The organism is Mycobacterium sp. IDUB_19 (assembly GCF_055419445.1).
The window spans coordinates 36,829-54,596 of sequence record NZ_JBVAXR010000024.1 but is presented as its reverse complement, the minus strand read 5'-3'; the positions used below and the strand labels follow the sequence as shown (position 1 = coordinate 54,596).

The following is a 17,768-nucleotide window of genomic DNA, read 5'->3' as shown; positions in this document are numbered from 1 at the left end:
GCGTGCTTACCGATGTCTACCCGAAAGTGAACGAAAACACCTGCAAACCGTTGCTGACTTGCATGTCGAGCTGATCGCGGTGCGCGCCGTCGTCGGCCACGATCTGATGCAGGGTGGGAGCACCGCCGATCGGTGTGGTGGTGGTCTTGCCATCGCGGGTCACGGTGATGGTTCCGGTGCCGCCGACGACGGCGTAGACGTTCCTGCCCGTGTAGTTCAGCCGGATGGCGGCGTCGTCGCTTCCGGCAGTGACGCCCTGGTCGTCCAGCGTCCACCGGCCGCGCAGGGCGAATTTGTCGTTGGCCAGCTGCGCCGGGAAGCTGAAGCCGGCACTGCCCGCCTGGTAGCTGCCGCCGCCCCCGTAGCTGGTGGCCTTGTCGGGTGCCAGGTAGGTCTCGGGTGTGAGGTTGGTCTTCGGGGTGGTGTCGACGCCGTTCACCGGCGCCGGCAGCTGGACGTTCGGGTTGGCGTCGACCAGCAGTTGGCGGATCAGCTTCTCGGTGCCGTCGTAGTCGCCTTCGCCGAACTTGGTGTGCCGCAGGGTTCCGTTCGCGTCGATCAGGTACTCGGCCGGCCAGTACATGTTGTTGAAGGCGTTCCAGGTCGCGTAGTCGTTGTCCAGCGCGATCGGGTAGTCGATGTGCAACCCGGCGGCGCCGCTGGCCACGTTGTCGGGGACCCGCTCGAAGGCGTACTCGGGGGTGTGCACCCCGATGACCACCAATCCGGCGTCGCGATAGCGGTTGTACCAATCGACGACGTGCGGGATGGCGCGCTGGCAGTTGATGCAGGAGTAGGCCCAAAAGTCGATCAGCACCACCTTTCCCCGCACCGATGCGGGGTCCAGCGGTTTGCCGTCCAGGGTGTTGAGCCAGCCGGTGATGCCGGTGATGCCGGGTGCCTGCCCACACTGTTGCAGCTCCGTGGAACCGTCGGTGCAGTTGGTCGGTAGACCGTTGCTCGTCTTGCCCTCACCGAGCTGCAGCACGCTGCCCGACGTCGGTGGCTGCGTGCTCTCGGGCGCCAGGGAACGCTGGATTTCTTTGGTGTCCAAGCGATTCTGCATCGCGGCCGTGTAGTCGGGAACGGCACGCTGCAGCATTGCGGGCAGGTTGAACACCAGCGCCACCGCCAGCACGATCATCATGATGCCGCCGACGATCTGAATGGGGCGCTGCCGACGGCGGAAGGCCGCAACGCGGCCGGCGACGTGCCTGCCGGCCAGCGCGAAAGCCAGCAGCGGCAACGCATTACCGAGCGCGAACGCCGCGGTCAACACGACTGCGGCGGGGCCCAGCGACGCCGTGCCGCCGGCGACCACGATCGCGGCCAGCACCGGACCCGCGCACGGCACGTACAACGCACCCAACGTCAGGCCCAGCCCGAAACCGTCCGTGCTGCTGCCGATTTGGCGTTGAGGCAGGAATGCGAAGGGCCGCTCGATCAAGTGTTGCAGCGGTGGGAAGATCAATCCCAGTCCGATCAGGGTCAGCACCACCAGGGCGGCCCACCGGATGGCGTCCTGCGGCAGATGCAGTGCCTGCAGCAGCGCGGACCCGATCAGCGTGGCGATGCTGAAGCTGCACACCAGACCCGCGATCACCATGTATGGACGGGTTGTGGCGCGCATGCTGCGACTGCTTGCGCCGGTGCCGCTGTCCATGCTGGACAGAAAAATCACCGGAAGCACCGGCAGGATGCACGGTGAAATGCCGGTGATCAGGCCGCCGAGGAAGCCGATGAGCGCAATTGTCTGCATACGTGTTATTCGAGACGACCGGGGATACGGATTGGTTCAAGCCTGACGGATCCCTACGGTAGCCGCACCACACAAAGCACGTAATGTGCGTTATACAAATCACATCATGTGCGTTATCCTCCGCTAGTGGCGCAACTCACCTTCCAGCGCGCCCGTTCGGAAGAGAACAAGCGCCGACGTGCGGCGGCACTCGTCGAGGCCGCGCGGTCCTTGGCCCGCGAGACCGGCGTCGCGTCGGTGACGCTGACCGCTGTCGCCGGTCGTGCCGGCATTCACTACTCGGCGGTGCGTCGCTACTTCACCTCTCACAAAGAGGTTCTGCTGCACCTGACCGCCGAGGGATGGGTGCGATGGTCGGGCACGGTGTGCGAGGAGCTGGCCGAGCCGGGTGCCATGTCGCCGGCGCGGGTGGCCGAAACATTGGCCAACGGGCTGGCCGCCGACCCACTGTTTTGCGACCTGCTGGCCAACCTTCACCTGCACCTCGAGCACGAGGTGGAGGTCGAGCGCGTTGTCGACATCCGGCGAACGATCTCCGCCGCCGCGGTCGCCCTCGCCGACGCCATCGAGCGCGCGCTGCCCAAGCTCGGCCGCTCCGGCGCGTTCGACAGCTTGATCGCCGCCTACTCGTTGGCCGCCGCTTTCTGGCAGATCGCCAACCCGCCGGAGCGGCTCACCGATGCCTACGCCGACGAGCCGGAGGTGATGCCGTCCGAATGGAACATCGAATTCGCGCCCGCCCTGACCCGGGTGCTGACGGCCACTTGCATCGGCCTTCTCTGCGAATCGCCATGAGCAGAAAGCAGATTGGTATGTGTGGACGCGGAGCGGTCGAGTCGATGCCGAACCTGGAACTCGCCGCGGCGCGCGCTCGCGCGTGTTTAGGATACTTAGCGCACCAAAGCAACCGTTGCGCAATGGGACGGGCGGTTGGCCGCTCGGTTAGCGGAAGGTGATCGGGTGGCAAAGGCTCCTGTTGCCAACGCGGTGAAGAAGATTTGGATCGTATTGGTCATCGCCTTGGTGATCGCTGTGGCGGGGTTCTGCGTCCTTCGGCTGCGCTCCTTCTTCGGCAATCACGACACTTCGGGGATCGGCAACAGCAGCCTGGACGACATCAAACCCTTCAACCCGAAGCACGTGGTCTACAAGGTCTACGGGTCTGGATCCACCGCCAACATCAACTACCTGGACATCAACGCCCAGCCGCGGCGCATAGACAACGTGCCGCTGCCCTGGACGCTCTCGGTCACCACGACGCTGCCGTCGGTGAGCGTCAACGTGGTCGCGCAGACCGACGGAGACCAGATCGGCTGCCAGATCATCGTGAACGACGTGGTCAAAGACGAAAGGTCGATCACCGGAGTGAACGCTGAAACCTTTTGCATAGTGAAGTCCGCATGAGCGACAACGCCGCCGCCGGCCTTCCTCACATGCCGTTTTTTGCGCGGACGGTGCACAAGTACGCGCTGCTGATCGTGCTGGCCTGGATCGGGATGGTCGTATGCCTGTCCATGTTCGTGCCCGACCTGGAGAAAGTCGGCAAGGAACACACGGTGCCGATGAGCCCGAAAGAGGCGGCATCGATGCAGGCGACGCAGCGCGTCGGCAAGGTGTTCAACGAGTTCGAGAGCGACAGCGCGATCATGGTCGTCCTGGAGGGCGACAAGCCGCTCGGTGATGACGCGCACCACTACTACGACCAGTTGATCAAGAAGCTGGAGGCCGACACGACGCACGTCGAGCACGTGCAGGACTTCTGGGGGGATCCGCTGACGGCGGCCGGCTCGCAGAGCACGGACGGTAAGGCCGCTTATGTGCAGGTGTATCTGCGGGGTAACCAGGGCGAGACCAAGGCCAATGAGTCCGTCAAATCGGTCCGCAAGCTGGTGGACGACACGTCGCCGCCGCCCGGGGTCAAGGCCTATGTGACCGGCGCGGCGGCCCTGACCGCCGATCAGTCGGCCGCCGGTGAGAAGGGCGTCATCTTGGTCACCCTGCTCACGTTCGTCGTGATCATCGTGATGCTGCTGTGGGTCTACCGCTCGATCGTCACCGTGTTCATCACCCTGCTGATGGTGGTGCTCGAACTGTTCGCGGCACGGCAGGTTGTCGCGTTTTTGGCTAATAACAACATCATTGGCCTCTCGACGTTCGCGGTGAACCTGCTGGTGCTGATGGTGATCGCGGCGAGTACCGACTACGCGATCTTCGTGCTGGGCAGGTACCAGGAGGCGCGGTCGGTCGGCGAGGACCGGGACGAGGCCTTCTTCACGATGTTCCACGGGACCGCGCACGTGGTGCTGGGCTCCGGTCTGACCATCGCCGGAGCGATGTACTGCCTCAGCTTCACCCGCCTGCCGTATTTCCAGAGCCTGGGCGTCCCGTGCGCGGTGGGGACGCTTGTCGCCGTCCTTGCGGCGCTCACGCTGGGCCCGGCCGTGTTGACGGTGGGAAGTCGCTTCGGCCTGTTCGACCCCAAACGCAAGATGCGGACGCGGGGTTGGCGGCGGGTGGGCACCGCCATCGTCCGGTGGCCCGGGCCGATCCTGGCCGTGTCGATCGGCATCGCGCTCATCGGCCTGCTCGCGCTGCCCGGATACCGGACCAATTATGACAACCGCCAGTACCTGCCCGAGAGCACGAAGGCGGTCGTCGGATATGAGGCGGCGGAGCGGCATTTCTCCAACGCCCGGATGAATCCGGAACTGCTGATGATCGAGACCGATCACGACATGCGGAATCCGGCAAACATGTTGGTGCTGGACAGGATCGCCAGAGGCGTCTTCCATATCCCCGGCGTCGCCCGCGTTCAGACGATAACCAGGCCGCTGGGAGCGCCGATCGAGCACACGTCGATCCCGTTCCAGATCAGCATGCAGAACACGACGCAGGTCGAAAACCAGGAGTACATGAAGAAGCGGATGGCCGACATGCTGAAGCAGGCCGACGCGATGCAGATGTCCATCGACACGATGCAGCGCATGTACGAGATCACGTCGAAGATGGCCGCCGTCACGCACCACATGGACGGCCTGACGCACGAAATGCTAGATGTCACAAGCAATATGCGCGACGAGATCGCCAATTTCGACGACTTCTTCCGGCCGATCCGCAGCTACTTCTATTGGGAGAAGCACTGCTTCGACATCCCGGTCTGCTGGTCGCTGCGATCTATCCTGGACGCCCTCGACGGCCTGGATCAGATCGTCGAAAAGTTCAAGTATCTTTCCGACGATCTCGCCCAGATGGACGCGTTGCTGCCGCAGATGCTCGCGCAGATGCCGCCGATGATCGCGACCATGACGACGATGAAGCAGATGATGCTGACCATGCACAGCTCGATGAACTCAATGTATGACCAGATGGACGTGATGAGCCAGAACTCGACCGCCATGGGTCAGGCATTCGACGCGGCGAAGAACGATGACTCGTTCTACATTCCGCCGGAGGTTTTCGACAACCCCGATTTCAAGCGCGGCTTGAAGATGTTCCTGTCACCCGACGGCCACGCCGCCCGTTTTATCATCTCCCATGACGTCCCTCCGGCGACGCCCGCAGGGATTTCGCACGTCGACCCGATCAAGTTGGCAGCGAAAGAAGCCATCAAGGGCACGCCACTGGAGGGGTCCAAGATCTGGCTGGGCGGCACGGCCGCGGTCTACAAGGACATGCGGGACGGATCCAAGTACGACCTGATGATCGCCGGGATATCGGCGGCCAGCCTCATTTTGATCATCATGTTGATCATCACCCGTAGCCTGGTCGCGGCGATCACCATCGTGGGGACGGTGCTGATTTCGTTGGGGGCCTCGTTCGGCCTCTCGGTGTTGGTCTGGCAGGACATCCTGGGCATTGAGCTGCACTGGATGGTGCTGGCGATGTCGGTCATCCTGCTGTTGGCGGTGGGATCCGATTACAACCTGCTGCTGGTTTCCCGGTTCAAAGAGGAGATCCAAGCTGGAATAAAGACCGGGATCATCCGGTCGATGGCCGGCACCGGCGCGGTGGTGACGTCTGCCGGTCTGGTGTTCGCCGCCACCATGTCGACGTTTGCGATCAGCCCGCTACGGGTCATGGGGCAGGTGGGAACCACCATCGCTCTGGGTCTGTTGTTCGACACGCTGATCGTGCGGTCGTTCATGATGCCGTCGGTCGCCGCCTTGATGGGCCGCTGGTTCTGGTGGCCGACGCAAGTTCGCCCGCGTCCGGCCAGTCGGATGCTGCAGCCGTACGGGTCGCGTCCCGCGGTTCGCACCCTGCTCGATGAGCCCCAGCGGTCGCCCGGCAATGGTCAGTCGCCCAACGGGGAGGCGGCCAACACCGATCGCTTCCAGGCGAGCTCTCCGCACTACTGACGGCCACCCAGCCTTAAGGGAGTGAAACTAATTAACCCCGGGCGGGGGCCCGGGGTTAATTGAATGGGAAGCGTTGAGCTAGCCCCAGTTCCAGACCGACATGTCGCCGGGTGGGTAAGTGCTGCAGGCGTCGGTTGCCTTGGCGACGACACCCTTGTTGTTGAAGAAGATCTTCATGTGATTGGGCCAGGCCAGCCACAGCGGATCGGCCTGGGGTGCAAAAAAGTTTTCGGAATAGCCCCTGCGGTCCTGCGGTGACAGCGCAAAAAACCAGTGCGCCTTGTCGATGGCCGCCTGGTTGACGTTCGGGTGATTGTTGAAGTCGATCATGTACCGCTGGTAGTACACCGGGCTGGTGTCCCTGGTCGCCGCGAGGATCTGCTCGGCGTCACAGGTGGTGTTGATCATCCGGCGGGGGATCGGGAAATCCTCCGTGGAGTCCGCCACCGCGGTCGTCGGGACGGTCACAGCGGCCATACCCATTGCAAGGAAAACGGCGCCTGCACGCAGGCACGAACTCAGCCGAGACATAGTGGTTACGGTAGCACTTCTGGTGGGCCGTGGGCGAGTCTTGGTCGACTTCTAGTCCGTCTTACTAGCCGTCGCTATCAGGGACGATGACGTGTGAGGGGTCGGGCCGCAGGTCGGCTGGAGCCTGGCTGTAGTCGCCGAACGGGCCATCGCGCCGCTGCACGGCTGCCCGTACTCCCTGCGTTTCGGCGGTGTTGATGAAGTCGAGCGCGTCGGGGGTATTGCGCATCAGGCCGTCCAAGATGCCGCCCAGCGTCTGGGTGGAGGCCAGGCCCATGTTCTCGTAAGCCTGGTTGACGATCAGCTTCTGCGCCCGCAGCTGCGACAGCGGGATTTGTGCCAGCTCGGCGGCGATTTCGGCGACCCGCGCCTCGAGGCGTTCGAACGGCACCGCCTCGTTGATCAGCTCGATCTCGGCGGCCTGGACACCGGTCAGCGGCCGGCCGGTCAGCGAATGCCACTTGGCCTTGGCCAGGCTCAGTCGGTACAGCCACATACCGGTCAGATAGGCGCCCCACATCCGGCTGTACGGCGTGCCGATCACGGCGTCTTCGCTGGCCACGATGATGTCGGCGCACAGCGCGTAGTCGCTGCCCCCGCCCACACACCAACCATGGACCTGAGCGATCACCGGTTTGGACGCCCGCCAGATGGCCATGAACTTCTGCGTCGGCCCGGTCTCACGGGCACTGATCATCGCGAAGTCCTTGCCCGGATCCCACTTGCCGTCGGTCATCATGATCTCGCCCCAGTGCTGGAAGCCGCCGCCGAAGTCGTAGCCGGCGCAGAAGGCGCGCCCGGCGCCGCGCAGCACGATGACCTTGATGCCCTGATCCCGCTCGGCCAGGCCGATCGCGGCCGCGATCTCGTCCGGCATCGGCGGGACGATCGTGTTGAGCTGCTCGGGGCGGTTCAGCGTGATGGTGGCGACCGGGCCGGCGGTCTTGTACAGCAGGGTCTCGAAGTCGGGCTTGGAAACTGACATAAGCCCAAGTGTGGGCTAGCGCTCCTCTACGGGCGGGTCGGGCTCGCGATTTTCCGGAGTCGACGCATAGATCCGGTCGCCGACCTTCAGGTACGGCGTTGTCAGGTAGGCCGTTGTCACGACGATGGCGCTGAAGATCAACGTCGTCATGACACCGTTGGGCCAGAGTTGGCCGGTGCCGAAGGCGAAAAAGATGATGCCGAGAGCCGAGGTTCCCCAGTAGAAGTACCGGCCCTTGCGGCGCTCGCCGATGAAGCGAAAGCGTGACTGCGCCCAGCCGGCGATGATCAGGACCAGCCCGGCGATCACTAAGCCGAGCTCGATGATGTCGAGGATCTTCACGCGTGGTCTCCCAACGTCTGCCAAAGGAACGAATAGCTCAGGGCCGCCTTGAACGCGGCCTGCTCGTTGTCCGCCGCACCGGCGTGCCCGCCCTCGATGTTCTCGTACAACCACACCTTATGGCCCGCAGCTTGCAGGGCGGCTACCATCTTTCGGGCGTGGCCGGGGTGGACCCGGTCGTCGCGCGTAGACGTGGTGAACAGCACCTGCGGGTAGTGGCGTGTCGGCGAAATATTCTGGTATGGCGAGTATTTGGAGATGAACTCCCAGTCGTCCGGGTTGTCGGGGTCGCCGTACTCGGCGACCCACGACGCGCCGGCCAGCAACAGGTGGTAGCGCTTCATGTCCAGCAGCGGCACGTCGCAGACCAGGGCACCGAATTTCTCCGGGTACTTGGTCAGCATGATGCCCATCAGCAGCCCGCCGTTGCTGCCGCCCTGCGCGCCCAGCTGCCCGACGGTTGTGATGCCGCGGTTCACCAAATCGTCTGCCACCGCGGCGAAATCCTCGTCGACCTTGTGCCGGCCCTCGCGCATCGCCTGGGTGTGCCAGCTCGGCCCGTACTCGCCACCGCCGCGAATATTGGCCATCACGTAGGTACCGCCCCGGGCCAGCCACAGCCGGCCCAGCACCCCGCTGTACCCGGGCGTCTTGGAGGACTCGAACCCGCCGTAGCCGCCCAGCAGGGTGGGTCCGGGCCGTTGCGCGGATCGTGACCGCACGACGAAGTAGGGGATCGCCGTACCGTCCTTCGATGGCACGAAATACTGTTTCACGTCCAGGTTTTCGGCATCGAAGAATCCCGGCGCGGACTTGATCTGCTCGAGCTGCCCGGAGCCGGTGCCGCGCAGCAGCTGCGAGGGCATGTCGAATCCGCTTGAGTCCAGAAAGAATTCGTCTCCGGTGTCGTCGGCAGCCGCGATCACCGTGTTGGTCGCCGGCGGGATCCCGGAGATCTCGTCGCGCTGCCAGCTGCCGGGCGTGACGATTTCGACCCGGCTGGCGACGTCGGCCAAGGTGACGAGCAACAGCCGGTCGCGGGTCCACGCGCTCTGATGCAGGCAGGTGTGCTCGTCGGGTTCGAAGACCACTCGCAAATCCGCTGTCCCGCCCAGGAATTCGTCATAGTCGGCCGCCAGCAGCGAGCCGGCACGGTAGGTGATGGAGCCGACGGTCCAATCGGTGCGCAGCTCGATCAGCAACCATTCGCGGTGAACCGACACGCTCGCGTCGGTGGGCACGTCGATGCGGATCAGTTCCGACCCGCGCACTTCGTAGGTCTCCGAATTCCAGAAGTCGAGGGAACGGCCCGCGAAGCTGCGCTCGAAGCCCGGCGTCCGGTCGGCATTCGCGGCCGCGCTGACGTCGGTGCGCGTGCCTTCGAAGATCGTCTCGGCATCGCTCAACGGTGTGCCGCGGCGCCATCGCTTGACGATCCGCGGATATCCGGATTCGGTCAGCGAATCGGCGCCGAAGTCCGTGCCCACCAGCACCGTATCCGGGTCCGCCCAGCCGATTTGCGACTTGGCTTCCGGGAGCGCGAACCCGTCGGGGATGAATTCCCTTGTGATCATGTCGAATTCGCGCACGATCACCGCGTCCGAGCCGCCGCGGGAAAGATTGACCAGCGCGCGAGTGAACTCCGGTTCGATCACCGTGGCGCCGGCCCACACCCACTTCTCGTCGTCGACACGCCCCAGCGCGTCGACGTCGATCAGCACGTCCCACTCGGGCGAGTCGCGGCGGTAGCTGTCCAGCGTGGTGCGCCGCCACAAACCGCGGGGGTTGGCGGCGTCGCGCCAGAAGTTGTACAGGTACTCACCGCGGCGGCGCACATAGGGGATGCGGGCATCGGTATCGAGGACCTCCAGCGCCTCGGCCCGCATCTCGTGGAAATCCGCATCGCCGAATTTCGCGATGGTCGGCTCGTTGCGCGCGCGCACCCAATCCAACGCGTTGGCCGCGGTGACGTCCTCGAGCCAGAGATAGGGGTCGTCATTGTCCTCGGCAGGCTGCGCGGTCATGGAAGCCATTGTGACCCCAGCGGTAATGTGAGCTGTATTACAACTGTGGTTGACGATCCGAGCGAGGAGCCGAGCAGATGACTGTTTTCGCACGTCCAGGTTCTGCCGGGGCGCTGATGTCCTACGAGTCGCGGTATGGCAACTTCATCGGAGGTGAGTGGGTCGCCCCCGCCAAGGGTCTCTACTTCGAGAACCCGACGCCGGTCACGGGTCAAACGTTTTGCGAAGTGGCGCGATCCGACGAGGCCGACGTCAACAAGGCGCTCGATGCCGCCCATGCGGCCGCCCCGGCGTGGGGCAAGGCGTCGCCGGCCGAGCGGGCCGCGGTGCTGAACAAGATCGCCGATCGTATTGAGGCAAACCGCGACTCGTTGGCGCTGGCCGAAGTCTGGGACAACGGCAAGCCGATCCGCGAGACACTGGGCGCCGACATCCCGCTGGCCGCCGACCATTTCCGGTATTTCGCCGCGGCGATCCGCGCCCAGGAGGGGTCGCTGTCGCAGATCGACGACGATACCGTCGCCTACCACTTCCAGGAGCCGCTCGGGGTGGTCGGACAGATCATCCCGTGGAACTTCCCGATCCTGATGGGCGCGTGGAAGCTGGCGCCGGCGCTGGCCGCCGGAAACACGGTGGTGCTCAAGCCCGCCGAGCAGACACCGGCGTCGATCCTCTACCTGATGTCGCTGATCGGCGACGTGATCCCGCCGGGCGTGGTCAATATCGTCAGCGGATTCGGCGTCGAGGCCGGCAAACCGCTGGCGTCCAGCGACCGGATCGCCAAGGTGTCGTTCACCGGGGAGACCACCACGGGCCGGCTGATCATGCAGTACGCGTCGCAGAATCTGATCCCGGTCACGCTGGAGCTCGGCGGCAAGAGCCCCAACATCTTCTTCTCCGACGTGATGGCCGCCAACGACAACTTCCAGGACAAGGCCCTCGAGGGCTTCACGATGTTCGCGCTCAATCAGGGCGAGGTGTGCACCTGCCCGTCGCGCAGCCTGATCCAGTCCGACATCCACGACGAGTTCCTGGAGCTGGCCGCGATCCGAACCAAGGCGGTGCGGCAGGGCGACCCGCTGGACACCGAGACCATGCTGGGCTCGCAGGCCTCCAACGACCAGCTGGAAAAGATCCTGTCCTACATCGACATTGGCAGGGGGGAGGGCGCCAAGGTCATCACCGGCGGGGAGCGTGCCGAGCTCGGCGGCGACCTGTCCGGGGGCTACTACATGCAGCCGACCATCTTCAGTGGCAACAACAAGATGCGCGTCTTCCAGGAGGAGATCTTCGGGCCGGTGGTGGCGGTGACGTCGTTCACCGATTTCAACGACGCGATGGGCATCGCCAACGACACCCTCTACGGTCTGGGCGCCGGCGTGTGGAGCCGCGACGGCAACACCGCCTACCGTGCCGGTCGCGAGATCAAGGCCGGACGGGTGTGGGTGAACTGCTATCACGTGTACCCGCCGCACTCGGCGTTCGGTGGCTACAAGCAATCCGGGTTTGGCCGCGAAACCCACAAGATGGCGCTCGACCACTACCAGCAGACCAAGAACCTGTTGGTGTCCTACTCCGACAAGGCGCAGGGCTTCTTCTGATGAGCGCTCCGGCAGCCGCGGTCATCACGGTTGCCGCCGCTGAACTGCTGGCACGACTGCAGGACCGCCACGGCCCGGTGATGTTCCACCAGTCCGGCGGCTGCTGCGACGGGTCGTCGCCGATGTGCTACCCACGCGGCGACTTCCTCGTCGGCGACCGCGACGTGCTGCTCGGACTCCTGGACGTGGGGGCCGAGGGTGTCGCGGTGTGGATCTCGGGCCCGCAGTACCAGGCCTGGAAACACACCCAGCTGGTCATCGACGTGGTGCCCGGCCGCGGCGGCGGATTCAGCCTGGAAGCACCGGAAGGGGTGCGGTTTCTCAGTCGCGGTCGCGTCTTCACCGACGAGGAAAAAGCCCAGCTAGAGGCCGTGCCGGTGATCACCGGCGCGTCATACGAAGGTGGCGAGCGCCCGTCGATTCGGGGTCCGATTATTGACAAAGCCGTGCCGGAAACGTGCCCGCCTCGTACTCGGTAACTCAGTACGCTCGATGAGGTGATCCCGCTACCCCGGCCCTGGCTGCTGGCCAGCGCGATGCTGATCGGCACCGCGGTCGGGTTGCTGGCGGGGGTGGCGTTGACCGTGGTGGTGCACACCCGGGTCCGCCCCGACGTCGTCATCGCCCTGGTGGTCGGGCTGCCCAGCGTGGTCGGGCTGCTGACGATCCTGTTCTCCGGTCGTCGTTGGGTCACAATGCTGGGCGCGTTCATTCTGGCCATGCCGCCCGGATGGTTCGGCGTGCTCGTCGGCATCGAGGTGACCGCGGGTGGCTGACGACCGCGCGTCGAACCCGGGGACCGAGCCGTTCGTCCCGGACTTCGAGGACACCGGCACGCAAGGATTCGTCCCGGACTTTGAGGACACCGGTGAGCACTCGGTGCCGTTCGTGCCGAACTTCGACGACACCGGCTCGCAGCCGATAGCCGCCGCTGCGGACAAGCCGGGTACGTCGGTGGACCAGGATGCGACCGAGACTCCTTCTGCCGCTTCCGAACTCCCGGAGGCCGGACCGGCGCAGTCGGTCACGGTGCCCGGCCGCTACCAATACCTGAAGTGGTGGAAGTTGGTCCTGGTGATCTTCGGCGTGTGGGCCGCGACAGCCGAGGTCGGGCTGAGTCTCTTCTATTGGTGGTACCACACGATCGACAAGACCCCGGCCGTGTTCATGGTGCTGGTCTACGTCGTCGCGTGCACCGTCGGCGGCGTGATGCTGGCGATGGTGCAAGGCAGGCCGCTGATCTCGGCGCTGTCCATCGCGGTGATGTCGGGGCCGTTTGCCTCCGTCGTCGCCGCGGCACCCCTGTACGGCTATTACTACTGCGCCCGCACCAGTCATTGTCTGATCGGCGTCATCCCGTATTGACCCACGGTGTAGTGCAGTGAGAAGTCGTCGCCCACTAGTGTGGGCTCGTGACTTCTCACTATGACGTCGTTGTCCTTGGAGCTGGTCCCGGCGGATATGTCGCAGCTATTCGCGCCGCGCAGCTGGGCCTGAACACCGCGGTCGTCGAACCGAAGTACTGGGGTGGAGTCTGCCTCAACGTCGGCTGCATCCCGTCCAAGGCGCTGCTGCGCAACGCCGAACTCGCGCACATCTTCACCAAAGAGGCCAAGACGTTTGGGATCAGTGGCGAGGCGTCTTTCGATTACGGGGCCGCGTTCGACCGCAGCCGCAAGGTGGCCGAGGGCCGCGTCGCCGGCGTGCACTTCCTGATGAAGAAGAACAAGATCACCGAGATCCACGGCTACGGCCGATTCACGGATCCGCGCACGCTCGAGGTCGAGCTCAATGACGGCGGCACCGAAACGGTGACGTTCGACAACATCATCATCGCCACCGGCAGTAGCACGCGCCTGGTTCCCGGCACGTCCCTGTCGGAGAACGTGGTCACCTACGAGGAACTGATCCTGTCCCGGGAGCTGCCGGAGTCGATCATCATCGCCGGTTGCGGAGCGATCGGCATGGAGTTCGGCTATGTGCTGAAGAACTACGGCGTCGACGTGACCGTAGTCGAGTTCTTGCCGCGCGCGCTGCCCAACGAGGACGCCGAGGTGTCCAAGGAGGTCGAGAAGCAGTTCAAGAAGCTGGGCGTCAAGATCCTCACCGGGACGAAGGTCGAGTCCATCACCGACGACGGCTCCGTGGTCCGGGTGGCGATCAGCAAGGATGGTAAGGCAGAAGAGCTCAAAGCCGAAAAGGTGTTGCAGGCCATCGGGTTTGCGCCCAACGTCGAGGGCTTCGGCTTGGACAAGGCCGGGGTCGCGCTGACCGACCGCCGGGCCATTGGGATCACCGACTACATGCGCACCAACGTCGACCATATCTACGCGATCGGCGACGTCACCGGGAAGCTGATGCTGGCCCACGTCGCCGAGGCGATGGGTGTGGTCGCAGCCGAAACCATCGCCGGCGCAGAGACTTTGGCGCTCGGCGACTATCGTATGCTGCCGCGCGCGACGTTCTGCCAGCCGAACGTCGCCAGCTTCGGGCTGACCGAGGAGCAAGCCCGGGAGGAAGGCTACGACGTGGTGGTGGCCAAATTCCCGTTCACCGCCAACGCGAAAGCGCACGGTGTGGGCGACCCCAGCGGCTTCGTAAAGCTGATCGCCGACGCCAAATACGGCGAGCTGTTGGGCGGGCACCTGGTCGGCCATGACGTGTCCGAGCTGCTGCCCGAACTCACCCTGGCGCAGAAATGGGACCTGACCGCCAACGAGCTGGCTCGCAACGTGCACACCCACCCGACCATGTCCGAGGCGCTGCAGGAGTGCTTCCACGGCCTGACCGGCCACATGATCAACTTCTGAGCCGGGCGATGATTCGAGGCGAGACCATCATCGGTGCCATCGGGGGTGCGGCCACCGGTTATGTGCTGTGGCTGATTGCCATTTCGATCGCGGGCGACAATGCGACGGCGGGCAACTGGGGTCCACTGGTGTTGCTGGGATCGGCGGTGCTGGGAGTCGTCGCGGCGATTTGGGGTTGGCGGCTACGCCGGCGCGGCAAGTATCTGTGGGCCGCGTTTGCGTTCGACTTGCCGATACTGCCGGTGATTCTGACGCTGGCCGTGCTCGCCGACGTCTACGCCTGAGGCGTTACCTCGGGTTGTCCAACTCGATGTTCAGGGCGGTTATCGTCGCGGCCAACCCGTCGTATTGCGTTGCGAGCAAGCAAAATTCGATGAGACGACGCCGATCGAGGTGCATCGCCAGTTGCTGCCAGGTGCCCTCGCTGATCGACCGGTTCTTGATCAGCTCATCCGTCGCGTTCAGCAGCGCCTGCTGGCGGGCGCTCAGTATCACCCGGGGGCCCTCGCCGTCCGGAACATCGGGCCAGGCGAATATCGTCGCCTGCACGTGAGCGTCCAGACCGTATTGGCGTCCCATCCGCCGATGGTGCTGCAGCTCGTATTCGCTCGAACGCAGATGCGCGACGCGCAGGATCACCAATTCGGTGTCCACGCGGGGCAGCCGGCCGCGCAGTAGCCGCCCGCCGTAGAGGGACCAAGCCCAGAACAGCCCTTGGCGCTGACCGAGCGTGGTGAACAGATGCATCTCCGGTGCGGAGACCGTGCGTGCGGCCGCCTTTGCGAGCACCCAGTTGATCGGCCCCAGCCGGCGCAGCTTGGTGGTGGACGGGATGCGGGCGACGCGGCCGGCCTGCGTGTCGCTCATGGCTGCTTCACGAGGTACGGAGACACCGTGCTGCGGTGCTCGTCGAGATCGAGTGCACGGCCCAAAGCCGGGAAGGCTCGCTGTGGACAGTTATCGCGTTCGCAGACACGGCAACCCGCGCCGATGGGTGTGGCAACTTCTCCCGACAAGTCGAGTCCTTCCGAGTAGACGAGCCGGTGCGCGTGCCGCAGCTCGCAGCCCAGCCCGATCGCGAAGGTTTTACCTGGCTGACCATACCGGGCAGCGCGGCGCTCCACGGTGCGGGCCACCCACATGTAATTGCGTCCGTCGGGCATCTGGGCGATCTGAACCAGGATCTTGCCCGGGTTGGCAAACGTCTCGTAGACGTTCCAGAGCGGGCAGGTCCCGCCGCTGGAGGAGAAGTGAAAACCTGTGGCGGACTGGCGTTTTGACATGTTGCCAGCGCGATCGACCCGGACGAACGAGAACGGCACACCCCGCATCGACGGTCGTTGCATCGTCGAGAGCCGGTGTGCGATGGTCTCGTAACTGACCGAGTAGAACGCCGACAGGCGCTCGACGTCGTAGCGGAAATTCTCTGTGACGTCGTGGAATTGGCGGTAGGGCAGCACCGCTGCGGCCGCGAAGTAATTGGCCAGACCGAGCCGGGCCAGCGTGTGGGATTCGTCGCTGGTGAATTTGCCCTCGGCGACCATGCTGTCGATCAGGTCCCCGAACTCGAGGTAGGCCAATTCGGCGGCCATCTTGAAGACCTGCTGGCCCAGCGAAAGGTGGTTGCTCATCTCCAGCGTCTTGGTCTTGGGCTCGAAGCGGTGCAGCACGGTGTCGCCGAGATCGATGCGCCTGTTGATGTGTACGCCGTGCACCTCGGTGAGCCGCCGCGTCAATTCGCGGGCCAGGTCGCCGTGGTTCAGCCGGGTGTGAACCGTGAGGTCTTCGGCGGCGGTGTCCAGCTCATGCAGGTAGTTCTGCCGTTGGTAGAAGTAGTCGCGCACCTCTTCGTGCGGCATGGTGATCGATCCGCTGCCACTGCCGTCGAAGAAGCGCTCCTCGGTGGCGGCGGCCAGCTGCGCGGTGGTGATTCGGTAGCGCCGGTGCAGGTTGACCACCGCGCGGGCCAGGGCGGGATGGGCGTTGACCATGTCGGCGACCTCGGGCGGGTCGACGTTGATGTCCAGATCGCGATCCATGGTCACCTCGCGCAGCTCGGCGACCAGGCGGGTGTCGTCGTGGGAGGCGAAGAAGGTCGCGTCCACACCGAATACCTCGCTGATCCGCAGCAGTACGGCCACCGTCAGCGGGCGGACGTCGTGCTCGATCTGGTTGAGGTAGCTCGGCGAGATCTCGAGCATCTGGGCCAGCGCGGCCTGAGAGAACCCGCGTTCGTTGCGCAGCTGGCGAACGCGTGAGCCAACAAACGTTTTGGACATTTAACGGAGCCTACCTGCACTGCAAAGGATGGGTTTGCAGACTTGGCAGCCAACATCCGACCTCGTCAGGTTTGGTGTTTGTCCGTCGTCATTGGCATGATTCGCATCGGGGTCTCGGGTACACCCCGGGACAACGGACGCAAGTCATTGGGGAGCGAAGTCGTGAGCCTGGACAAATCAATGATGCCGGTGCCCGACGGTCACCCCGACGTGTTCGACCGCGAATGGCCGCTTCGGGTCGGCGACATCGACCACACCGGCCGGTTGCGGTTGGACGCCGCCTGCCGGCACATCCAGGACGTCGGGCAGGACCAACTTCGCGAGATGGGCTTCGAGGAGACCCATCCGCTGTGGATCGTCCGTCGCACGATGCTCGACATGCTGCGTCCGATCGAGTTCCAGGACATGCTGCGCTGTCGCCGGTGGTGTTCGGGCACCTCGAACCGGTGGTGTGAGATGCGGGTTCGCGTCGACGGTCGCAAGGGCGGCCTGATCGAATCCGAGGCCTTCTGGATCAACATCAACCGGGAAACCCAGATGCCGTCGCGCATCTCCGACGACTTCCTCGAGGGCCTGCACAAGACCACGTCCGTCGATCGGCTGCGGTGGAAGGGCTATTTGAAACCCGGCAGCCGCGACGATGCGTCGGAGATTCACGAGTTTCCGCTCCGGGTCACCGACATCGACCTGTTCGACCACATGAACAACTCCGTGTATTGGTCCGTCATCGAGGATTACCTGGCGTCGCACCTGGAACTCATGCGGGCACCGCTGCGCATCACCATCGAGCACGAGGCGCCAGTGGCGCTGGGCGACAAGCTGGAGATCATTTCGCACATCCATCCGGCCGGATCGACCGAGCAATTCGGCCCCGGGCTGGCCGATCGCCCTGTTACAACGCTCACATATGCGGTCGGCGAAGAGACGAAAGCGGTCGCTTCGCTCTTCAATCTCTAACAGGACAAGCGTCCCGGTAAATTAGCTGCTGACCTGCGAATTCTAGTTACTGGCCGGTAGCTTCTGAAACGGTTCAGTTCCTGTACACCTTCGCAAACTTTGCTAAATCGGGGCCCCGTCGT

The 17,768-nt window shown here is 64.4% G+C and carries 17 protein-coding genes; 10 read left to right on the top strand and 7 right to left on the bottom strand.

All coding sequences use genetic code 11. The features are described 5' to 3' along the window. Nucleotides 1–16: 16 nt before the first annotated feature. On the bottom strand, nucleotides 17–1,759 hold the full coding sequence (locus ACZY0B_RS18710) for a cytochrome c biogenesis protein DipZ (RefSeq protein ID WP_463765696.1): 1,743 nt from the start codon (nucleotides 1,757–1,759) through the stop codon (nucleotides 17–19). A gap of 108 nt (nucleotides 1,760–1,867) precedes the next feature. Here ACZY0B_RS18710 and ACZY0B_RS18705 point away from each other — a divergent pair, with 108 nt between their 5' ends. The 3 genes from ACZY0B_RS18705 (at nucleotide 1,868) to ACZY0B_RS18695 (ending at nucleotide 6,117) form a co-directional block, all read left to right on the top strand. Next, nucleotides 1,868–2,554, top strand: a complete 687-nt coding sequence (locus tag ACZY0B_RS18705; protein ID WP_463765695.1) for a TetR/AcrR family transcriptional regulator — start codon at nucleotides 1,868–1,870, stop codon at nucleotides 2,552–2,554. A gap of 165 nt (nucleotides 2,555–2,719) precedes the next feature. Next, nucleotides 2,720–3,163, top strand: coding sequence for an MmpS family transport accessory protein (locus tag ACZY0B_RS18700; protein ID WP_463765694.1), 444 nt, complete (start codon nucleotides 2,720–2,722; stop codon nucleotides 3,161–3,163). Further along, nucleotides 3,160–6,117 carry an MMPL/RND family transporter gene (locus tag ACZY0B_RS18695; protein WP_463765693.1) on the top strand — a complete coding sequence of 986 codons (2,958 nt, stop codon included), beginning with the start codon at nucleotides 3,160–3,162 and terminating at the stop codon, nucleotides 6,115–6,117. Before ACZY0B_RS18700 ends, ACZY0B_RS18695 begins: the two co-directional genes overlap by 4 nt. 78 nt (nucleotides 6,118–6,195) lie before the next feature. Here ACZY0B_RS18695 and ACZY0B_RS18690 read toward each other — a convergent pair whose 3' ends face one another. The 4 genes from ACZY0B_RS18690 to ACZY0B_RS18675 form a co-directional block, all read right to left on the bottom strand. Further along, nucleotides 6,196–6,648, bottom strand: coding sequence for a DUF5078 domain-containing protein (locus tag ACZY0B_RS18690; RefSeq protein ID WP_463765692.1), 453 nt, complete (start codon nucleotides 6,646–6,648; stop codon nucleotides 6,196–6,198). Nucleotides 6,649–6,712: 64 nt separating this feature from the next. Continuing rightward, nucleotides 6,713–7,633, bottom strand: coding sequence for a crotonase/enoyl-CoA hydratase family protein (locus ACZY0B_RS18685; RefSeq protein WP_463765691.1), 921 nt, complete (start codon nucleotides 7,631–7,633; stop codon nucleotides 6,713–6,715). Nucleotides 7,634–7,648: 15 nt separating this feature from the next. Further along, the gene (locus ACZY0B_RS18680; RefSeq protein ID WP_463765727.1) at nucleotides 7,649–7,969 is read right to left on the bottom strand and encodes a hypothetical protein; all 321 of its coding nucleotides are present in this window, start codon (nucleotides 7,967–7,969) and stop codon (nucleotides 7,649–7,651) included. A gap of 2 nt (nucleotides 7,970–7,971) precedes the next feature. Then, nucleotides 7,972–9,999, bottom strand: a complete 2,028-nt coding sequence (locus ACZY0B_RS18675; protein ID WP_463765690.1) for a prolyl oligopeptidase family serine peptidase — start codon at nucleotides 9,997–9,999, stop codon at nucleotides 7,972–7,974. 77 nt (nucleotides 10,000–10,076) lie between these two features. Between ACZY0B_RS18675 and exaC the strand changes: the two genes are divergently transcribed. The 6 genes from exaC to ACZY0B_RS18645 are packed head-to-tail and all read left to right on the top strand — an operon-like array spanning nucleotide 10,077 to nucleotide 14,694. Continuing rightward, nucleotides 10,077–11,600: an acetaldehyde dehydrogenase ExaC gene (exaC, locus tag ACZY0B_RS18670; protein ID WP_463765689.1), complete on the top strand. Its 1,524-nt coding sequence runs from the start codon at nucleotides 10,077–10,079 to the stop codon at nucleotides 11,598–11,600. After that, nucleotides 11,600–12,079 carry a DUF779 domain-containing protein gene (locus ACZY0B_RS18665; RefSeq protein ID WP_463765688.1) on the top strand — a complete coding sequence of 160 codons (480 nt, stop codon included), beginning with the start codon at nucleotides 11,600–11,602 and terminating at the stop codon, nucleotides 12,077–12,079. Before exaC ends, ACZY0B_RS18665 begins: the two co-directional genes overlap by 1 nt. 18 nt (nucleotides 12,080–12,097) lie before the next feature. After that, nucleotides 12,098–12,376: a putative holin gene (locus ACZY0B_RS18660; RefSeq protein ID WP_463765687.1), complete on the top strand. Its 279-nt coding sequence runs from the start codon at nucleotides 12,098–12,100 to the stop codon at nucleotides 12,374–12,376. Further along, nucleotides 12,369–12,965, top strand: a complete 597-nt coding sequence (locus ACZY0B_RS18655; RefSeq protein ID WP_463765686.1) for a hypothetical protein — start codon at nucleotides 12,369–12,371, stop codon at nucleotides 12,963–12,965. The genes ACZY0B_RS18660 and ACZY0B_RS18655 overlap by 8 nt, the downstream gene beginning before the upstream one ends. A gap of 47 nt (nucleotides 12,966–13,012) precedes the next feature. Continuing rightward, nucleotides 13,013–14,410: a dihydrolipoyl dehydrogenase gene (gene lpdA / locus ACZY0B_RS18650; RefSeq protein WP_463765685.1), complete on the top strand. Its 1,398-nt coding sequence runs from the start codon at nucleotides 13,013–13,015 to the stop codon at nucleotides 14,408–14,410. Between the two features lie 8 nt (nucleotides 14,411–14,418). After that, nucleotides 14,419–14,694, top strand: a complete 276-nt coding sequence (locus ACZY0B_RS18645) for a hypothetical protein (protein ID WP_463765684.1) — start codon at nucleotides 14,419–14,421, stop codon at nucleotides 14,692–14,694. 4 nt (nucleotides 14,695–14,698) lie between these two features. On the opposite strand, the gene ACZY0B_RS18640 is transcribed toward ACZY0B_RS18645, so the two are convergent. Together ACZY0B_RS18640 and ramB are read right to left on the bottom strand one after the other, a co-directional pair. Continuing rightward, a complete protein-coding gene (locus ACZY0B_RS18640; protein WP_463765683.1) occupies nucleotides 14,699–15,277 on the bottom strand; it encodes a carboxymuconolactone decarboxylase family protein in 579 nt (192 codons plus the stop codon). Continuing rightward, nucleotides 15,274–16,689 (bottom strand): acetate metabolism transcriptional regulator RamB, encoded by a 1,416-nt coding sequence (gene ramB, locus ACZY0B_RS18635; RefSeq protein ID WP_463765682.1) that lies wholly within the window; start codon nucleotides 16,687–16,689, stop codon nucleotides 15,274–15,276. The genes ACZY0B_RS18640 and ramB overlap by 4 nt, the downstream gene beginning before the upstream one ends. A 162-nt stretch (nucleotides 16,690–16,851) precedes the next feature. Between ramB and ACZY0B_RS18630 the strand changes: the two genes are divergently transcribed. After that, entirely contained in the window at nucleotides 16,852–17,646 is a 795-nt protein-coding gene (locus tag ACZY0B_RS18630) for an acyl-ACP thioesterase domain-containing protein (RefSeq protein ID WP_463765681.1), read from the top strand. Nucleotides 17,647–17,768: the final 122 nt, after the last annotated feature.

Coding starts and splice junctions, on each gene's coding strand:
- ACZY0B_RS18690 (WP_463765692.1), bottom strand. CDS start 6,648: ATGTCTCGGCTGAGTTCGTGCCTGCGTGCAGGCGCCGTTTTCCTTGCA.
- ACZY0B_RS18710 (WP_463765696.1), bottom strand. CDS start 1,759: ATGCAGACAATTGCGCTCATCGGCTTCCTCGGCGGCCTGATCACCGGC.
- ACZY0B_RS18640 (WP_463765683.1), bottom strand. CDS start 15,277: ATGAGCGACACGCAGGCCGGCCGCGTCGCCCGCATCCCGTCCACCACC.
- ACZY0B_RS18695 (WP_463765693.1), top strand. CDS start 3,160: ATGAGCGACAACGCCGCCGCCGGCCTTCCTCACATGCCGTTTTTTGCG.
- exaC (WP_463765689.1), top strand. CDS start 10,077: ATGACTGTTTTCGCACGTCCAGGTTCTGCCGGGGCGCTGATGTCCTAC.
- ACZY0B_RS18675 (WP_463765690.1), bottom strand. CDS start 9,999: ATGACCGCGCAGCCTGCCGAGGACAATGACGACCCCTATCTCTGGCTC.
- ACZY0B_RS18665 (WP_463765688.1), top strand. CDS start 11,600: ATGAGCGCTCCGGCAGCCGCGGTCATCACGGTTGCCGCCGCTGAACTG.
- ACZY0B_RS18645 (WP_463765684.1), top strand. CDS start 14,419: ATGATTCGAGGCGAGACCATCATCGGTGCCATCGGGGGTGCGGCCACC.
- ramB (WP_463765682.1), bottom strand. CDS start 16,689: ATGTCCAAAACGTTTGTTGGCTCACGCGTTCGCCAGCTGCGCAACGAA.
- ACZY0B_RS18685 (WP_463765691.1), bottom strand. CDS start 7,633: ATGTCAGTTTCCAAGCCCGACTTCGAGACCCTGCTGTACAAGACCGCC.